We start from the raw sequence: 18,880 nt of genomic DNA, 5'->3' as shown, positions 1-18,880 counted from the left end.
CTATCTTTTAGTATCCAATTTTGTAATTTCTTTAATAATCAATTCATAAAATGTATGCCTGTTGTTTTGCTCCTTGTTTATCTCTTTAATGATATAGCCATCTTTAAAAATCAAAATTCTATTTGCAAAACTAGCTGCATAGGCATCATGCGTTACCATTAAAATTGTAGTTTTCAATTCCTCATTTGCTTCTTGTAGTGAGTAGAGTAGTTCGGTAGCTGAGTTGGAATCTAAAGCGCCTGTTGGCTCGTCTGCAAACAGAATGCTAGGTTGTTTAACTATTGCTCTAACTGCTGAAGCTCTCTGTCTTTGACCTCCAGATAATTCATTTGGATATTTATTTAATTGAGCAGTTATACCAAATCGTTCGGATAGACTTCTTACCATGTTTTCTATTTTATCTGGAGGTAGTTTTTGAAGTGTAAGAGGTACTGAAATATTTTCAAAAATTGTGAGACTATCTAGTAAAAAATATTCTTGAAAGATAAAACCTAAATTATCTCTACGAAAATCAGCAGAACTGGCATCATTAAGTGACTTCAAGTTCACATTGTTTATGAAAATATCTCCACTCGTTGGTTTATCAATTGTAGATAATACATTAAGAAGAGTGGTTTTTCCAGAACCAGAGGCCCCCATTATCCCTATAAATTCTCCTTCTGATACATTAAAGGACACCTTATCTAAACTCGGTTTTTGACCTTTAGTATAAATTTTAGTTATGCTATTTACTTTTAATATGGTATTCATTGTATATACCTCCCTTCATCTCGTTACAGTCAAATTATATATTAACTTTATTGTTAATTCATGAGTAAATCACGCAACAATTTTGTGTAAAGCAATAAAGGAATTATTATCAAAGTATTGAAATAGTAGATTATTATCAAGATATATAATATCGAATACATTTTATTAGCTTTAAGTTAAATTGTATGTGAGAGACACAATATTTAAAAAACAAAAAATAAAAAAGCCATAAATACAGAAAAATCCAGTATTTATAGCTTTATAATAATTAATAAAAGTATGAATTTTATTAATTATCTATTTCAAATTCTAATATCTTACCAGTAATTGCATTGATTGTTATCTCATATTCAGTATTTCCTTTTATTATTTCACCTTCGTATTCTTTGTCATCTTCATCATATTCAAATTTTACTATTTTTCCACCAGGTACTTTATCCAGCATTATTGATTTAGCCTTTTCAGCACCAATAATGGAATTATTGTCATTAGTATTAGAGTTATTATGATTATTATCATTGTCATCAAAGTCATCATCAGAATCATTGTCCATATCAATATCTACAATTCTTCCATCAAATGCATTTATATCTAATTCATATGTTTTATTATCCTTTACTATTTTAGCTTCATATTCATTATCTTCAGCATCGTATTTGCAATAGATTAAATTACCATTAGGAATAGCATCTAGTGCTATAGATTTAGCTTTATCTAATGATATATTTTTTGTACCTAGATTGTTATCATTTAAGTCATCATCTTTTTCAATTTCTATTATTTTACCAAAGTATGCATCAATCTCTACCTCATATACAACATTATCTTTTAGAACTTTGCAATCATACTTATTATCATCTTCATCATAGTAACAAACCAAAACATTGTTTCCTGGAAGAGCTTGTTTTAATATTTCTTTAGCCTGTATTAAAGATAGTTTTTTAGTTTTATTTCTTATGTTGACGTTTTTTAGTTTTAAAATATCTTCAAATGCTTTTTGGTTATATCCTCCTCCTACTTGTGTTATTTCATCGATGTCTTTGTTTTTTATGAATTCTTTTTGACTATCTACAAGGTTACCATTAGATATCATTATAGGTGAATTTTCTTTAGCAGCTAGTACTCCTATTGATAGTGAATCTACCAGTGCATTTTCTTGATTAATACCATCTTTGGCTACAAATATATTATTTATCTTTTTGTCTTTATAAAATCGTTCGATAATTTTTGCATTAGTATTGTTTCTATCTGAGCCACTGATTCTTTCTTTGTTTGGATATTTTTTTACTATGTTGTCTGATAAGACCTTATTTCCTCCAACTATATAAGATTTTTTTATAGACCTATTATTTAAGAAATTTATACTGTTATCATTGCTATTTTCGTCTGATACTAGTATTATAGGCATATTGTGTACTGCTGCAGGAGAAGCTATACTGACTGCATCAGATAATCCCTTTAATCCATTTACAATAGCAACATTTTCTACTTTTTTTATCTTATCTATTTCTTTAAGTACATTTGTAGACATTTCATATATATTATTTCCTGCTACTTTATTTATCTTTATGTTAAGTGATTTTATTTCATTTTCTACTTTAGCAGAAATACTATTTCCGCTATCTACTATGTATACATTGTCTACTCCAAGCCTTTTAAGTTCAGCTTTAGTCGAACTCTCAATGCTATTACTATTTACTAAAAGAATAGGTGCATTCTTTAGTATAGCAAATGGATTTGCGCAAAGAGCACTTTGAATAGAGTTACCATTAACAAGAATAGCTGTTTTTGATTGAACCCATCCTAATTTACTTACTTCTACGGCTGTTTCATATCTTGTTTTACCTATTAGTCGCTCTTGCTTTGTAGTGTTATTTGCAAAAATTACTGAAGAACTAGAAAAAAACATCATACCCGATACCAATATAGCTAAATTTTTCCTATTCATATTTTTACCTCACAATCTTTAAAATTTTATTATTTAGCATTATTTAGTAAAATATAATCTTAAAATCAAGTTGATACTGAATCTAATATTATAAAATCAACAGATAAGATTATTTAAACATAAAATTTTCCTATTTATATTTAATATTGTAGCATAAATATAAACAGGAAAATGTTTTTTAAAAGGGGTATACACTATTCATTTTTATCATTTGACAAATAAGCTTTTCCCCATTGTTTCATATTTTCTAAAACAGGAACAAAACTTATTCCTAAATCTGTTAGAGAATATTCTACCTTAGGTGGGATTTCTTCATAAATATGTCTAGAAATAAAACCATCTGCTTCTAGTTCTCTAAGTTGTTTTGTTAATGTAGATTGAGTAATATTTCCAATCTGTCGTTGTAGTTCTCCAAATCGTCTTGTTTTTAAAGATATATAGTAGAGAATTTCAATTTTCCATTTGCCACCTAATATTTTTTGTATCTTGACTATCGTTTCACATCGTTCAACTTTTGATGAATTATTTTTCATAAAAACCTCTCCTTGAATTTAAGTATAAAGCAGAGTATTTTTAAATTCAACACACTTTATTTTGAGATACTTAGTAGCACATTTGATACTATAAACATAAAAAGACAGTACTTTTCCATTTCAATATGCAATGCTATTATTAGCCCTGAAAGAATTTTATTGATAGAGGAGAGTTGCGTTATGCCAGAAATAGAAAAAATAAATAAAGATTTACAGAAAACAGATATTTTTAAAAAGGGAATGTTTTCTAAAAAAAGTTTAAGAAAAATAATCATTCCATTGATAATTGAGCAGACATTGATGTTATCAATAGGTATGTTTGATACATTGATGGTATCTTCAGTGGGAGAAAGTGCAGTTTCTGGTGTTTCTCTTGTAGATACAATCAATACTTTGCTTATTTACCTGTTAACAGCTCTTGCTACTGGTGGTGCTATAGTAGCAGGTCAATATCTAGGTAGCAAAAACTCAGAAAAGAGCAATCTTGCTGGAAAGCAGTTGTTGATTGTCAGTTTAGGGATATCTATGTTATTTATGACAATCTGTTTGATTTTTAATCACAGACTTTTGTCGTTATTTTTTGGAGCTATAGAGTATGATGTCATGAGAAACGCTAGAACTTATTTCTATATAACAGCAGTTTCTTTTCCTTTTATAGCTATTTATAGTTCGTCAGTAGCTTTATTTAGAGCTATGGGAGATACTAAAATTGCTATGATTAATTCTCTTATTATGAATATAATCAATATAGGGATAAATGCTTTATTAATATATGGTTTGCAATTAGGGGTATTAGGTGCAGCACTAGGTACTTTAACTGCACGAATAGTTGGAGCTACAACAACCCTGTTTATGTTACGTAATCCTAAATTAAAAATTTCTATTCGTTCGTATTCGTTTTGGGATATTAACTTAGATACAATCAAAAGTATCTTAAAAATTAGCATTCCTGCAAGTCTAGAAAATAGTGTTTTTCAAATAGGAAGAATAATTCTTACAAGCTTGATTGCCGTATTTGGAACAAGTGCAATTACAGCAAATGCAGTGACAGGAAGTCTCCTTAATGTAGCGACTATTCCAGGTCAAGCATTAGGTCTAGCAATTACTACTGTAGTGGCTCAATGTGTAGGTGCTAAGGAGTTTAAACATGCCACTTTATATACAAAGTATATGCTTAAATTATCTTGGATTTATATGATTATACTAAATTTAGGAATTTTACTTCTATTAAATCCTATTCTCAATCTTTACAATCTATCTAATATTACGTTTTATTTGGCTTTTGAGATTATGATTATTCACATTATTGGCTGGATAACTATTTGGCCTCTCTCCTTTGTATTGCCAAACTCATTTAGGGCTGCTGGTGATGTGAAGTATCCCATGATTATTTCTATTTTTTCTATGATTATTTTTCGTATTGGTTGTAGCTATCTATTAGCCTATGTTGTGGGAATTGGTGTTTTGAGTGTATTTATAGCAATGCTTATGGACTGGGTTTTCCGAAGCCTATGTTTCTTGTGGCGTTGGAGAAGTGGGAAATGGAAAGAACATGCAGTAGATTAATATCGAAAACTATATTTTTATAATATTTATCTTAAAAATAAAAAAATCTATTGACTTGAAGTTAACTCCAAGTAGTAAAGTATAATTATACAAGATTTATATATATTCAAAAGAGAAGTTAAAAGAGAAATAAAACAAATAAGTTTTAAAGGGGGAAGTAAGACGATGGAGGCAAAAAAATTAGGTTTTGGATTAATGCGTTTACCAATAAAGGATGAAAATGATGTTACAACTATTGATATGGAATATTTAAATAAAATGGTTGATACTTTCTTGGAGAGAGGATTTACATATTTTGATACAGCATATGTATACCATATGGGAAAAAGCGAGATAGCACTAAGAGAATCTTTAGTAAAGAGACATAAAAGAGATAGTTTTACTGTAGCTACAAAACTACCATTAATGGTTTTAAAGAAAAAAGAAGAACAAGAAACTATTTTTAATGAGCAGTTAGAAAAGTGTGGCGTAGATTATTTTGATTATTATCTTTTACACAATATAGGTGTATCGCATTATGAAATAGCTAAAAAATTTGATAGTTTTAAGTTTATTGAAGAAAAGAAAAAGGAAGGTAAGATAAAGAATATTGGTTTTTCTTTTCATGACAGTGCAGAATTATTAGATGAAGTCTTGACTGAGCATCCAGAGGTAGATTTTGTACAATTACAGATTAACTATATAGACTGGGACAATGAAAGTATACAGTCTAGAAAATGTTATGAGATAGCAGAGAAACATAATAAACCTGTGATTGTTATGGAGCCAGTAAAAGGTGGCACACTTGCCAAAATACCAGAAAAAGCAGAGAAGTTATTCCATGATTATAATTCAGATATGTCAATACCATCTTGGGCAATCCGTTTTGCAGCAAGTAAAGACAATGTAATAATGGTCTTAAGTGGAATGTCAAATATGGAACAATTATTAGATAATACAGGGTATATGCAAGACTTCAAACCATTCACAAAAGATGAATATGATGTTATAGATGAAGCTGTAGAAATTATTAATGAATCAATAGCAGTTCCATGTACTGCCTGTCAATATTGTGTAGAAGGATGCCCAAAAAATATTGCTATTCCAAACTACTTTGCATTGTATAATTCAGAAAAACAAGCTCTTAACGCTGGATTTTCAACACAGATGGTTTACTACAATAACTACACTAAGACTTATGGTAAAGCATCAGATTGTATTGGATGTAAACAATGTGAGGAAAGTTGCCCACAACATATTAAAATTATAGATGCCTTAAAGAATGTGGCAGAAATTTTTGAAAAATAATTAATAGCTATAAATAAACAGGATAAATAATTTTGAAAACAATTACATGTAGATAAATAGGGTAAATAATTTTGATAAATTGCTGACTATAGATAAATAGAATAAGCAATTTCGATAGAATATTATTTAAATTATTTAATGATATTTTAATCTATACAATATCAAGAGAGAGGTATATATGTATGACAATTTCAGAAGTTAGCAAAAAATACGGACTTTCAGCAGATACTTTACGATATTATGAACGAATTGGTCTGATACCACCTGTAGGTAGAAATAAAAGTGGAATTAGGGCTTTTACAGAAAAAGATTGCGAGTGGGTTAATTTTATAAAATGTATGAGAGGTGCAGGTCTTTCTATTGAGACATTGATTGAATATGTGGCTATGTTTCAACAGGGAAATAGTACTATTCAAGCGAGAAAAGAACTCTTAATAGAACAAAGAAATCAGTTGGCAAAAAGAATGGAAGAAATGCAAAAAACTTTGGAACGATTAAATTTTAAGATTGATAGATATGAAGAAGGTTTTGTTGAAAAAGAAAAGACATTAGAAAACAGCATAAATAAATAAGTGGAGGAAGCATATTATGAGTAAAAATGTATTAATAGTGTCCGCAAGCCCTAGAAAAGGTGGAAATTCTGATTTATTGTGTGACCAATTTATGCAAGGGGCATTAGAATCAAAAAATAAAGTAGAGAAGATATTTTTAAAAGATAAGGATGTTAACTATTGTACTGGATGTGGTGCCTGTTATGAAAAAGGAGCAAGTTGCCCACAGAAGGATGATATGGGAGAAATTCTTGAAAAAATGATTAAAGCAGATGTGATTGTTTTAGCAACTCCAGTTTATTTTTATACTATGAATGGACAAATGAAAACTATGATTGATAGAACTTGTTCCAGATATACTGAAATTTGTGATAAAGATTTCTATTTTATTGTTGCAGCAGCAGATAAAAATGTGGATGATATGGAAAGAACAATAGAAGGTTTTAGAGGGTTCACATCATGTTTAAATGGGTCTAAAGAAAAAGGTATAGTATATGGTGTAGGAGTTTGGCATGTAGGAGAGATTAAGGGCAGTGAGTCAATGAAAGAGGCATATGAAATGGGCAAGTTGGTATAGTATGTTTGTATAAAATAAAGGACAGATTAATTTTAATCTGTCCTTTATTTACAATGTTTATTTAAATACCTAGTGTCACCCATATATTTTAATAATCACTATAAAAATTTATACAGATTCTTGCATTATATTATTTTCTTTAGTAATTAATTCTTCTAGGCTTTTCCAATCAACTTCTTCCATATTTGCAAAATAATGACCACTTCCTATACAAGTTAAGTAAGATTTCCCATCTAATTCAAATGAAGAGCCACCAATACACTTTGAATTACATTTTTTACAAGTACGAGTTTTAGTGATACTTTCCTTAATAGTTTTAGAGCATTCTTCTACAGAATTTCTATATGAGTTTAGATGAAAAAGATTTGCTTTAACCCTCCATTTTTTTTCATTACATTCAATAGTAAATAAGCTACGTTTTGGTTTTTTAGTTGAATATACTATTTTGTAAGAACGAGCTCCTGTCTTTGGCTCAATTTTGCAATCTAATGATTTGCCAAGTTCATGTAAATCACAAGCAATATTATAATCTTTACCACTTAATACATTTAACATTTCCTCTGTTGTTTCTGCTGTTAATTCACTTTTACCCATATTAAAAAATCCCCCTAATAAATAATAATTTCATATAAAAATAATTAATATCAGTATATTAAATAAATTTATTGAAATCAATAAAATAACTATAATCTTACATTATTGGGCATAGAATGAGAGCTAATGCTTTATTTAGAAAAAAGACTTAATAGTATGAAAATTCACTTAGACATGATACAATTCTATAAAAGATTTAAAAAGTAGGAAAGGAGAAAGTTGCTGGGAGATAATCAACATAATAATTTAATCATAGATTATGAATTTATTATGAGAGGGGTAATGTTGTGAAGAAAGATTATTAAAAGAGTGATTTGTGAGTTCTCAGCAATGGTGATAGGTATTGATAATTTTTTGGTTACTATTATATTTGGCTATTATATTTTCAATAGGCTCTATGATAACTAGAGTAAATAAGGTTTGGGTAAAGGTTTTGCTATTTATGGCAGTTGGATTGTCAACTATAGTTCTTTCATATGTAATAACTTGATGATTTAAGATTAAGAAGCCAGTCTTAATCAATAAATTCTCAAAACAAGAATTCTCAAGTTGGTAAAATTCTATATATGAGAAAAAAATTGACATTAGAAAAAAGTGATTTTGGGGCATTTTCTTATAAAAATATTTGGATATGGCTAGTTTGAATGACTTCACAAAATTTTATATATAGGTAAAGTTTGGCATGTTAATTGCTTTAATAAAAGTTAACATGGATACAAATAAATATAATCATCTAAGTATTGATTATTTGAAGTTTTAGATTTGAAATTTAATCTAAAAGTTCATATTGATATTGATGTTTAGGAAATTTTATTTTCCTGTAAATATAACCTAATAATAGGAGGTGAAATTATGTCAAAAGTAGTAATAGCTACAGAGAAAGCTCCAGGAGCAATTGGACCATATTCTCAAGCGATACAAGTTGGAAATATAGTTTCTACATCAGGTCAACTTCCAATAGATATGAAAACTGGTGAGTTAGTATCTGACCCAAAAGAAGCAACAAAAGCTTCTTTAGATAATGTAAAGGCAATATTAGAACAAGCTGGTACAAGTATGGATAAAATATTTAAGACTACAGTATTCGTAAAAGATTTAAAAGATTTTAATGATATTAATGAAGTGTACGCTACATATTTTAAAGAAAATCCACCAGCAAGATCATGTGTACAAGTTGCTCAATTACCAAAAGATGCAGTTTTAGAAATTGAAGCAATGGCAGTATTATAACAATAAAACCAATAACAAAACTAATGAAAATTAAAAACTAATAAAAAAAGTCTACAATTAAAACAAAAAAGTTTATATTAAAAAAGTCTATATAAAAATCTATCTAAATATTTAACTATTGAGCTTTTCTCATGTAATGTATATTTTGTGCCAAAAATATATCTGTTACAAGAGGAAGGCTTTTTTGTATTTTATTATTGTATGATTATTCATTTTATTATTTCTATATTATAATTAAGGTAATCAATATGTAAAACAATCTTTTTATAATTAATATTATCTATTTTAATCCAAATATATAAATAAGTAATGTTTTATATATATTTTAAAAATTGACTATATGTTAAAATATAGCTAAACTGATAATTTGGTAAATTAAATTATAATGGGGGAGACTATGTTAAGTAAATTAAAAGAATTTCAACAAGAAATGATAAAATACACTGAAACAGTAGCTAGTGTATTAGATGTAGATATTGAAATAGTTGACGATAGATTAATAAGGATTAGTGGCACAGGTCTATATAAATCAAAGATAAATGAAAGCGTTGTTACTGAGGGTTTTATTTATGATAAAGTTATACAGACAGGTCAGGAATTAGTCGTATTGGATATATGTGATAATCAGCTTTGTATAGAATGTTCCCATTACATGAAATGCCTAAATAAAGTAATAATAGCAGTCCCAATAAAATATAATAATCGTACTATAGGGGTAATTGGTGCTATTAGTACAGATAAAACTAAAAAAGTAGAAATAAGTGCAAAAATAGATAATTATTTAAAATTTGTCAATCATATATGCGATTTAATTTCCATGAAGATAGAAGAACACGAAGCGTCAAAAAATAGTAGCAGAAAAATGAATATGATGATAGAAATAATTGAAAACGTTGAAAAAGGCGTTATAATACTGGATATAAATAGCAAAATATCCTATATAAACAATATAGCTCTAAAAAAATTAGATATTGAGAAAAATCTAATAGAAAATATAGTAAATATAGTATCTGTTGAATCCTCCTCAAATGGACATGAATTACTAGAAATTGATATTGATAGCAAGATTTATAATATAAATGCCAAAATAATTCCTGTATATCCATATATAAATCAATATGACAAAATAATAATATTTGATAAGACATATATCAACCATAAAGGAAATGGAAAGGTAAATAGTGGATGGGGAAATAGTGATATAGAGTCTATAATTGGAAATTCAGAATCTATGGTGAAAGTTAAAGAGAGAACTAAGAAATTGGCAAAATCAAATTCGACTGTTCTTATAACTGGTGAAAGTGGTACAGGTAAAGAGCTAATTGCTAGAGCGATACATGCAGAAGGTAGTAGATGGAATAAGCCATTTATTGCTATAAATTGTGCTGCTATTCCAGAAAACCTTCTTGAAAGTGAACTGTTTGGATATATAAAGGGTGCATTTAGTGGAGCTAGTAGTGGAGGTAAGGTAGGTAAATTTGAACTAGCAAATGAAGGTGTTATATTTCTTGATGAAATGGGCGATTTATCAATGCCTCTACAAGCAAAGTTACTTAGAGTCTTACAAGAGAGAAAATTTGCGAGAATTGGGTCAAATAAGCTTATTGATTTAGATATAAGAGTAATTGCAGCTACAAATAAAAATTTACTGAAATTAGTAAATGAAGGTAAGTTTAGGGATGATTTATACTATAGACTAAATGTAATTCCTATAAATTTGCCACCTCTTAGAGAAAGAAAAGATGATATAGAAGCAATAATGATGAAATTTGCTTCTAAATATTCTTTAGAATTAGGTATTCAATTGAATAAAATAGAAGAAAATGTTATGAATATGTTGATTAACTATAATTGGCCGGGAAATATAAGGGAACTGGAAAATGCAGTTGAGTATATGATGAATTTAGTTGGAGATGATGGAATAATATATAAAGATATGCTTCCATTAGATATTTTGAACTATTATAATATTAATGGAAATGTATGTAAGAGTACAGGTATAACGTTTGAAGATGATATAGTTGAAGGAATAGTAGAAAATCAAGAAAGGATACTTTCTATTAAAGAATTAGAGTTGACTTACATAAGTAAATTGTTAAATAAGTATGGAAGAGATACAAAGACAAAGAAAAAAATAGCGAAAGACTTAGGGATAGGTCTAGCTACGTTATATAGAAAATTGGAAGAAGAATAAAATTAATATAATGGAAAGCCAAAATTATAAGTATCTATATACTATGCTTAGTATCTATATATTGCGTTGATATGAAAATGTTGATATACAAATGTATACTGTACTAACATGAATATATTTTACTAATATAAATGATAGGAAATTACTATGCTAGATTGCTAAGTGTAAATATAGAATATATATAAATAGTAACAACACAAAAAATCAAAATATAAAATTATAGAAGGTTATAACCAGATATTTATAGAAAATAAAATACAGTAATATATCCAACAAAATAATAGACACATAAAGAATAAGAGCATAATAAAGGAAAAATTAAAACAAAGAAACGGTTTCTCGAATTGATAATTCTCGTATTGATAAAAATTTCCCAATATGAGAATTTTTTCTTTTATAAATCTTATTTTTCACATTCAAAATTTATAAACTTTAAAGAAATTTTATAAAAGTATGTAATTCCAACATAAAAAAAATATTTTTAGAATAAATAATATTGGCATAGTAATTGCTTTACTAGAAGACACAAAGATAAAAACTTAAAATGACACCGAAAAATTTGAAAGGGGAATATAAAATAAATGAGAGAAATAAAATGGAAATTAAATAATCTACCTAAATCTGAGGAAAAAGAAAAAGGGATTGAATTTTTAAAAGATGAAGAAATTGCAAAGGCTAAAGCTTTCCATGAGAGCTTTCCACAATATGAAAAAACTCCTTTAGTTAAGTTAGATAACTTAGCAAAATCATTAGGAGTAAGCGGAATATATGTTAAAGATGAATCTTATAGATTTGGATTAAACGCATTTAAAGTTTTAGGTGGTTCTTACTCTATGGGTAGATATTTAGCTCAAAGATTAGATACAGATATATCTGAACTAGGATATGACAAATTAACTTCAAAAGAAATAAAAGAAAAATTAGGAGAAATAACTTTCTTTACAGCTACAGATGGAAATCATGGTAGAGGAGTTGCTTGGACAGCTAATAAATTAGGTCAAAAATCTGTTGTATTAATGCCAAAAGGTTCTTCTGAATTTAGATTAAACAAAATCAAAGGAGAAGGAGCAGACGCTAGTATAACAGACTTAAACTATGATGATGCAGTAAGATTAGCTAATGATTATGCAGAAGCTGATGACCACGGAGTAATGGTTCAAGATACAGCATGGGATGGATATGAAGAAATCCCAGCATGGATAATGCAAGGATATGGAACTATGGCTAAAGAAGCGATAGAGCAATTAAAAGAATATGGAGTAGATAGACCAACACACGTATTTGTGCAAGCAGGAGTTGGTTCACTTGCTGGTGCAGTTCAAGGATATGTTGCTTCAATATACAATGAATGCCCAATAACAGTAGTAGTAGAAGCTGATGAAGCTGATTGTTACTATAAATCAGCAGAAGCAGGAGATGGAAAACCAAGATTTGTTGGAGGAGATATGCCAACTATAATGGCTGGTCTTGCTTGTGGAGAGCCAAACACTATAGGATTTGAAGTGTTAAAAAATTATTCATCAGCATTCGTTTCAGCACCAGACTGGGTTTCTGCTAAAGGTATGAGAATACTAGGAAATCCTCTAAGAGGAGATGAAAAAGTAATTTCTGGAGAATCTGGAGCAGTTACAACTGGAGCATTAGTTTCAATCCTTGAAAGTGAAGATTTAAAAGATTTAAGAGAAGCTTTAAAATTAGATGAAAATTCTAAAGTATTATTAATAAGTACAGAAGGAGACACTGACCCTGATAAATATAAAGATATAGTTTGGAATGGTGAGTGCCAAAGTAAATAAAAGATTTAAAATAAGAATTAAATAAAATTAAAATAAAGTCTAAATAAAAATTTAATAAATAAAATATTAAAGAAGTGAAAAATCAATAAATTAAGTAAAGTATAAATTAAAAAAGTAAAATATCAAAGTGAAACATCAACAAATTAAAAATTATATGGGGGAATATCAAAATGTTAAATGAAATAAGAAAAAAACAATTAACTGAAGTATGCCAAGATTTAATAAGAAATGCTAGTTATTCAGGTCATGAAGAAAATGTAGTAAAAGCAATAGAAGAAAACTTTGCTTTGCTAGGTTTTGATAGCTGGTCAAGAGATAGATATGGAAATATAGTAGGATGTATAAAAGGAAACAAACCAGGTAAAAAAATATTATTTGATGGGCATATAGATACAGTTCCAGTTCCAGATGCAAGTAAATGGAGTGTTCCTCCTTTTGAAGCGAGAATAGTAGATGGAAAAATATATGGTAGAGGAACTTCTGATATGAAGGGGCAAGTAAGTGCTATGATGGCTGCTGTTTCATACTTTGCAGAAGATACTAACAAAGATTTTGAAGGTGAATTATACGTAGCAGGAGTTGTTCACGAAGAAATATTTGAAGGAGTTTCAGCTAGAGAAATAAGTAAGGCTGTTGAGCCTGATTATGTTGTGATAGGTGAATCTTCAGAGCTAAACTTAAAGATTGGTCAAAGAGGTAGAGGAGAAATAGTAGTAGAGACTTTTGGTAAACCAGCTCACTCTGCTAATCCAGAAAAAGGTATAAATGCAGTTTATAAAATGGCTAATGTAATCCAAAAGATACAACAATTAGTACCTCCAACTCATCCAGTTTTAGGTGATGGGATACTAGTTTTAACAGATATAAAATCTTCTCCATATCCAGGAGCTTCAGTAGTGCCAGATTACTGTAAAGCAACTTTTGATAGAAGATTATTAGTTGGAGAAACAAGAGAAGGAGTATTAGCTCCAATACAAGCATTACTAGATGAAATGATGAAAGAAGATGCAGAATTAAATGCAAAAGTTTCTTATGCAGTTGAAAAAGCTGATTGTTACACAGGAAATACTATAGAAAGTGAGAGATTCTTCCCAGGTTGGTTATATGATGAAGAGGATGAATTTGTTCAAGCAGCATATAAAGGATTAAAAGAAGCTGGAATAGATTCAGAAATAACTCAATACTCATTCTGTACAAATGGAAGCCACTATGCAGGTGAGGCTGGAATAAGAACAATAGGATTTGGTCCTTCTAAAGAAAATCTTGCTCACACAATAGATGAGCATATAGAATTAGACCAATTATTCAAAGGTGCAGAAGGATATTATGGTATATTAAAATCAGTTTATAAAAAATAATTAGGAGATGGTTTTGTGAGAACTTTAATAAAACATGGGCTTATAGTAGATGGAAGTAAAACACCAGCATATGAAGGAGATATTTTAATAGAAGATGAGAAAATATTAAAAATATCACAGGATTTAAATGAAGAAGCTGACAAAGTTATAGATGCAAAAGGTAGAGTTATATGTCCAGGTTTCATAGATACTCATAGCCATTCAGACCTAGTGATTTTAGTTAATCCATATAATGAGGTAAAGATTAGACAGGGAATTACAACAGAAGTGTTGGGCCAAGATGGTATATCTATGGCCCCTCTACCTCAAGAACATATATCTTCTTGGAGAAAAAATTTAGCAGGCCTAGATGGTGAAAGTGATGAAATTGATTGGAAATATGAAACAACAGAGAATTATCTAAAAATGATGGATAATAATGGGGTAGGCTTAAATGAAACTTATTTAGTACCTCATGGAAACGTTAGAATGGAAGCAATGGGGCTTGAAGATAGACCTGCAACTAAAGAAGAAATTCAAAAGATGTGTGAAATCACAGAGAGAGAATTAAAAGCAGGAGCTATAGGCTTGTCTACTGGACTTATATATATACCTTGTGCATATTCATTGACAGAAGAAATTATAGAAATGTGTAAGGTCGTAGCAAAATATGATGGAGTATTTGTAGTTCACCAAAGAAGTGAAGCAGACACAATTTTAACATCAATGGAAGAAATTATAGAAATTGGAAAACAATCAGGAGTAAAAGTTCATTTTTCACACTTTAAGGTTTGTGGTAAATCAAATTGGAAGTATATACCTCAAGTTATAGAGCTTTTAGAAAAAGCAGAAAAAGAAGGAATAAGAGTATCTTTTGACCAGTATCCATATGCTGCAGGAAGTACAATGCTTGGAGTAGTTTTACCTCCATGGGCACATTCTGGAGGAACTGATAAGTTAATAGAAAGACTAAGTGATGAAAATGAAAGAGCAAAAATGAAAAAAGATATAGCAAATGGAATAAAAGGCTGGGATAACTTTATAGAATTTGCAGGGATAGACCAAATCTTTGTAACAAGCGTAAAAACAGAAAAAAATAAAGATACAATTGGTAAGAGCCTATTAGAAATTGGAAAAATGAGAGGAAAAGACCCACTAGATGCAACGTTTGATTTATTAAAAGAAGAAGAAAATGCAGTTGGAATGGTAGATTTCTATGGATTGGAAGAACATATAATAGGATTTATGAAAAGAGACGAGCAAAATGTATGTACAGATGGTCTTTTAGCAGGTAAACCACATCCAAGAGCTTATGGTTCTTTCCCTAAAATACTAGGAAGATATGTTAGAGAGTTAAATGTGCTAACAATTGAAGAAGCTGTCTATAAAATGACTAAAAAAGCAGCTACAAGCTTTAGTATAAAAGATAGAGGAGAATTAAAAGAAGGATATTTTGCAGATATAGTTATATTTGATAAGGATACAGTTAGTGGATGCGATGATTTTATAGATTCTATGCAGTACCCTACAGGTATAGATTATGTAATTATAAATGGAAATTGTGTTGTTGAAGAAGGAAAATACAATAAAATTAAAGCAGGAAAAGTACTTAAAAATTAAATCTTAGCTTTAAGGAGGAATATTTATGATTTTAGTGGGGAATGGGAGGCTAATAAGCCAAGATTCTTTAAATCCCTATATGGAAGATGGATGTGTAGTAATAAACGATAATCTAATTGAAGATATAGGTACTACAGAGGAAATGAAAGCGAAATATCCAGTACATGAATTTATAGATGCAGGCAAGAAGATAATCATGCCTGGTCTAATAAATTCACATATGCATATATACAGTTCATTTGCTAGAGGAATGGCAGTTCCAGGAAAACCTTCTGAGAATTTTTTAGAGATACTAAACAATTTATGGTGGAGACTTGATAAACAACTTACACTAGAAGATACTAAATACAGTGCATATGCAACGTATATAGAGTGTATAAAAAATGGTGTAACAACAGTTTATGACCATCATGCAAGTCCAAATGCAATTGAAGGAAGTTTGTTTACAATATCAGATGTTGCAAAGGACTTAGGAATAAGAACATGCCTTTGCTATGAGGTATCTGATAGAGATGGTGGAGATACAATTCAACAGGGTATCAATGAAAACGTAAACTTCATAAAATACGCTCAAAAAGATGATACAGACATGATAAAAGGTATGTTTGGTCTTCATGCTGCCTTTACACTATCTGATGATACATTAAATAAATGTGCTTCAGAAATGGATGGTCTTGATACAGGGTATCATGTACATGTTGCTGAGGGTATAGACGATTTACAGTACAATATAGACAAATATGGAAAGAGAGTTTTAGAAAGATTTAATGACTTTGGAGTACTAAAGGAAAAGACTATAGCAGTTCATTGTATATATATAAGCACAGATGAAATAAGTCTTTTAAATAAAACAAATACATTTGTAGTTCATAATCCAGAATCTAATATGGGAAATGCAGTTGGATGCTCTCCAGCAATAGAATTATTAAAAAGAGGTGTTACAGTAGGTCTAGGAACTGACGGATATACTAGTGATATGTTTGAATCACTAAAAGTTGCTAATATAATTCACAAACACCACTTAAAAGACCCAAGAGTTGGGTTTGGAGAGTCACAAACAATGTTATTTGATAACAATAGAAAAATAGCTAAAGCTTATTATAAAAATGACCTAGGAGTACTTAAAAAAGGTGCTTATGCAGATGTAATAGTAGTTGATTATATACCACATACTCCATTGACAGAAAATACAATAGGGGGACACACTATCTTTGGTATGAGTGGAAGAAGTGTAGATACGACTATTATAAATGGAAAGGTACTTATGAAAGATAGAAAGTTAGTAAACATAGACGAAGAAAGTATTTTAGCTAAAAGTAGAGAATTAAGCCAAAATTTATGGAATAGAATTTAAACATTATAAAATATAACTTAGACAAAAATAGGAATTTAAATGAAGTATATAGATAAAAAATATACGGAATAGAATATTAAATTAAATATAGAAGGGAGACCCAAAATGTCTCAAGATAAAAGCCCTAAAATAGCTCCAGTAGATGAAAGGTTACCCGTATCCAAATCTTGGGTATTTTCACTACAGCACGTTTTGGCAATGTGTGCAGGAGCAGTAGCGGTTCCTATGATGATAGGAAGTGCTGCACGACTAGATCATGCTAGTATTGTTTTTTTAATAAATGCTTGCTTATTTATGGCAGGGATAGGAACACTCATACAAAGTGTTGGTATAGGAAATATTGTAGGTGCTAAAATACCAGTAATAGAAGGAACTAGTTTTGCCGCTGTGGCAGGTATGACAGCAATAGCCTCATCATATAGTGATTCTCAGGTTGCAATACAGACAGTATTTGGCTCTGTAATCGTAGCTGGATTGTTTTGTATATTACTTGCTCCAGTATTTGAAAAATTAATAAGATTTTTTCCTAGTGTAGTTACTGGAACAGTTGTTATGGTAATAGGTATTTCACTATTTCCAGTTGGGATAAAGTGGATAACTGACAACAAATTGGAAGCGGTTGAACCAAACTCATTAGCATTAGCTCTGGCAGTATTGGCAATAACTTTACTTTCATTTAAATTCTTAAAAGGAATTTGGAATAGTACAGCTATATTGGTAGGTATAGTACTTGGTACACTACTTTCCATGGCAGTTGGAATGGCAGATTTTAGTGCAGTAAATGGAGTTGGTTGGCTTAACTTAAATGTACCTTTAAAATTTGGAATGCCTAGATTCGAACCATCTGCAATACTATCATTGTGCTTAATTATGTTAGTACTTATGACAGAATCAGTTGGTAATATGATAGCTATTCATGAAATGGTGGATAAAGAAGTAACAGGTAAAAATATTAAAAGAGGTTTATTTGGAGATGGAATATCTACAGCTTTATCTGGAATATTCAACTCATTCCCAATAACTCCATTTGGTCAAAACACAGGAATAGTAGGTCTTACAGGTATAAAATCAAGATTTATAGCAGTTTATGCAGGGGTTATATTGCTAGTACTTGGTTTCTTACCAAAATTTGCAGCAATAATAGGAGCGATACCTAAACCTGTTCTTGGAGGCGTAGGGTTTGCAATGTTTGGAATGGTAATGGTTGGAGGAGTAAAAACTCTAAGTAAAGTAAAATTTGATGGAACTAAAAATGGAGTTATAGTAGCGGTTAGTGTTGGTTTATCTATGATACCACTAACAAATCCTGCTTTCTATAATAATTTCCCAACTTGGGTACAAACAATATTCCATAGTGGAATAACAACAGGTAGTTTATCAGCAGTACTTTTAAATATATTCTTCAATGAATTAGGTTCTAAAAAAGAGAAGAATAATAAAGTTGAAGAAGCAAAATAGAAATAATATAAAGAAAAAATAAATAACAAATACAAATAAAAGAATATAAGATAAATATTAAAAATATTTAATTAAGGGAGAGATA

At 29.5% G+C, this 18,880-nt stretch carries 15 protein-coding genes; 11 read left to right on the top strand and 4 right to left on the bottom strand.

What is annotated here, in order from left to right:
* From ACTG47_RS17205 to ACTG47_RS17195, 3 genes are all read right to left on the bottom strand, one after another.
* Entirely contained in the window at window positions 1–750 is a 750-nt protein-coding gene (locus ACTG47_RS17205; RefSeq protein ID WP_479925463.1) for an ABC transporter ATP-binding protein, read from the bottom strand.
* Window positions 751–1,039: 289 nt separating this feature from the next.
* Window positions 1,040–2,698 (bottom strand): cell wall-binding repeat-containing protein, encoded by a 1,659-nt coding sequence (locus ACTG47_RS17200; RefSeq protein ID WP_479925462.1) that lies wholly within the window; start codon window positions 2,696–2,698, stop codon window positions 1,040–1,042.
* Between the two features lie 194 nt (window positions 2,699–2,892).
* Window positions 2,893–3,231 carry a winged helix-turn-helix transcriptional regulator gene (locus ACTG47_RS17195; protein WP_479925461.1) on the bottom strand — a complete coding sequence of 113 codons (339 nt, stop codon included), beginning with the start codon at window positions 3,229–3,231 and terminating at the stop codon, window positions 2,893–2,895.
* Window positions 3,232–3,411: 180 nt separating this feature from the next.
* Between ACTG47_RS17195 and ACTG47_RS17190 the strand changes: the two genes are divergently transcribed.
* The 4 genes from ACTG47_RS17190 to ACTG47_RS17175 all read left to right on the top strand — a co-directional run bounded on the left by ACTG47_RS17190 (window position 3,412) and on the right by ACTG47_RS17175 (window position 7,212).
* A complete protein-coding gene (locus ACTG47_RS17190; RefSeq protein ID WP_479925460.1) occupies window positions 3,412–4,797 on the top strand; it encodes an MATE family efflux transporter in 1,386 nt (461 codons plus the stop codon).
* Between the two features lie 165 nt (window positions 4,798–4,962).
* The gene (locus ACTG47_RS17185; RefSeq protein WP_479925459.1) at window positions 4,963–6,084 is read left to right on the top strand and encodes an aldo/keto reductase; all 1,122 of its coding nucleotides are present in this window, start codon (window positions 4,963–4,965) and stop codon (window positions 6,082–6,084) included.
* 182 nt (window positions 6,085–6,266) lie between these two features.
* Window positions 6,267–6,656 (top strand): MerR family transcriptional regulator, encoded by a 390-nt coding sequence (locus ACTG47_RS17180; RefSeq protein ID WP_169467287.1) that lies wholly within the window; start codon window positions 6,267–6,269, stop codon window positions 6,654–6,656.
* 16 nt (window positions 6,657–6,672) lie between these two features.
* Complete coding sequence (locus tag ACTG47_RS17175) at window positions 6,673–7,212, top strand: flavodoxin family protein (RefSeq protein ID WP_479925458.1); 540 nt, start codon at window positions 6,673–6,675, stop codon at window positions 7,210–7,212.
* A 108-nt stretch (window positions 7,213–7,320) separates the two neighbouring features.
* On the opposite strand, the gene ACTG47_RS17170 is transcribed toward ACTG47_RS17175, so the two are convergent.
* Window positions 7,321–7,806 (bottom strand): hypothetical protein, encoded by a 486-nt coding sequence (locus ACTG47_RS17170; protein WP_479925457.1) that lies wholly within the window; start codon window positions 7,804–7,806, stop codon window positions 7,321–7,323.
* An 852-nt stretch (window positions 7,807–8,658) separates the two neighbouring features.
* Here ACTG47_RS17170 and ACTG47_RS17165 point away from each other — a divergent pair.
* The 7 genes from ACTG47_RS17165 (at window position 8,659) to ACTG47_RS17135 (ending at window position 18,795) form a co-directional block, all read left to right on the top strand.
* Window positions 8,659–9,036, top strand: coding sequence for a RidA family protein (locus tag ACTG47_RS17165; RefSeq protein WP_003421988.1), 378 nt, complete (start codon window positions 8,659–8,661; stop codon window positions 9,034–9,036).
* A gap of 397 nt (window positions 9,037–9,433) precedes the next feature.
* Window positions 9,434–11,230 (top strand): sigma 54-interacting transcriptional regulator, encoded by a 1,797-nt coding sequence (locus ACTG47_RS17160; RefSeq protein ID WP_169467296.1) that lies wholly within the window; start codon window positions 9,434–9,436, stop codon window positions 11,228–11,230.
* 581 nt (window positions 11,231–11,811) lie between these two features.
* Window positions 11,812–13,026: a diaminopropionate ammonia-lyase gene (gene dpaL, locus ACTG47_RS17155; protein ID WP_479925456.1), complete on the top strand. Its 1,215-nt coding sequence runs from the start codon at window positions 11,812–11,814 to the stop codon at window positions 13,024–13,026.
* A gap of 170 nt (window positions 13,027–13,196) precedes the next feature.
* Window positions 13,197–14,384, top strand: a complete 1,188-nt coding sequence (locus tag ACTG47_RS17150) for a YgeY family selenium metabolism-linked hydrolase (protein WP_479925455.1) — start codon at window positions 13,197–13,199, stop codon at window positions 14,382–14,384.
* A 15-nt stretch (window positions 14,385–14,399) separates the two neighbouring features.
* On the top strand, window positions 14,400–15,983 hold the full coding sequence (locus ACTG47_RS17145) for an N-acyl-D-amino-acid deacylase family protein (protein WP_479925454.1): 1,584 nt from the start codon (window positions 14,400–14,402) through the stop codon (window positions 15,981–15,983).
* A 25-nt stretch (window positions 15,984–16,008) separates the two neighbouring features.
* On the top strand, window positions 16,009–17,337 hold the full coding sequence (gene ssnA / locus ACTG47_RS17140) for a putative aminohydrolase SsnA (RefSeq protein ID WP_169470030.1): 1,329 nt from the start codon (window positions 16,009–16,011) through the stop codon (window positions 17,335–17,337).
* A 105-nt stretch (window positions 17,338–17,442) separates the two neighbouring features.
* A complete protein-coding gene (locus ACTG47_RS17135; protein ID WP_021386095.1) occupies window positions 17,443–18,795 on the top strand; it encodes a nucleobase:cation symporter-2 family protein in 1,353 nt (450 codons plus the stop codon).
* The last annotated feature ends 85 nt before the right edge of the window (window positions 18,796–18,880 follow it).

Source organism: Clostridioides sp. LIBA-6622, assembly GCF_056716095.1.
This window is presented reverse-complemented; position numbering and strand designations above follow the sequence as displayed.

Coding starts and splice junctions, on each gene's coding strand:
- ACTG47_RS17200 (WP_479925462.1), bottom strand. CDS start 2,698: ATGAATAGGAAAAATTTAGCTATATTGGTATCGGGTATGATGTTTTTT.
- ACTG47_RS17170 (WP_479925457.1), bottom strand. CDS start 7,806: ATGGGTAAAAGTGAATTAACAGCAGAAACAACAGAGGAAATGTTAAAT.
- ACTG47_RS17190 (WP_479925460.1), top strand. CDS start 3,412: ATGCCAGAAATAGAAAAAATAAATAAAGATTTACAGAAAACAGATATT.
- ACTG47_RS17160 (WP_169467296.1), top strand. CDS start 9,434: ATGTTAAGTAAATTAAAAGAATTTCAACAAGAAATGATAAAATACACT.
- ACTG47_RS17195 (WP_479925461.1), bottom strand. CDS start 3,231: ATGAAAAATAATTCATCAAAAGTTGAACGATGTGAAACGATAGTCAAG.
- dpaL (WP_479925456.1), top strand. CDS start 11,812: ATGAGAGAAATAAAATGGAAATTAAATAATCTACCTAAATCTGAGGAA.
- ssnA (WP_169470030.1), top strand. CDS start 16,009: ATGATTTTAGTGGGGAATGGGAGGCTAATAAGCCAAGATTCTTTAAAT.
- ACTG47_RS17165 (WP_003421988.1), top strand. CDS start 8,659: ATGTCAAAAGTAGTAATAGCTACAGAGAAAGCTCCAGGAGCAATTGGA.
- ACTG47_RS17135 (WP_021386095.1), top strand. CDS start 17,443: ATGTCTCAAGATAAAAGCCCTAAAATAGCTCCAGTAGATGAAAGGTTA.
- ACTG47_RS17180 (WP_169467287.1), top strand. CDS start 6,267: ATGACAATTTCAGAAGTTAGCAAAAAATACGGACTTTCAGCAGATACT.
- ACTG47_RS17205 (WP_479925463.1), bottom strand. CDS start 750: ATGAATACCATATTAAAAGTAAATAGCATAACTAAAATTTATACTAAA.
- ACTG47_RS17175 (WP_479925458.1), top strand. CDS start 6,673: ATGAGTAAAAATGTATTAATAGTGTCCGCAAGCCCTAGAAAAGGTGGA.
- ACTG47_RS17185 (WP_479925459.1), top strand. CDS start 4,963: ATGGAGGCAAAAAAATTAGGTTTTGGATTAATGCGTTTACCAATAAAG.
- ACTG47_RS17150 (WP_479925455.1), top strand. CDS start 13,197: ATGTTAAATGAAATAAGAAAAAAACAATTAACTGAAGTATGCCAAGAT.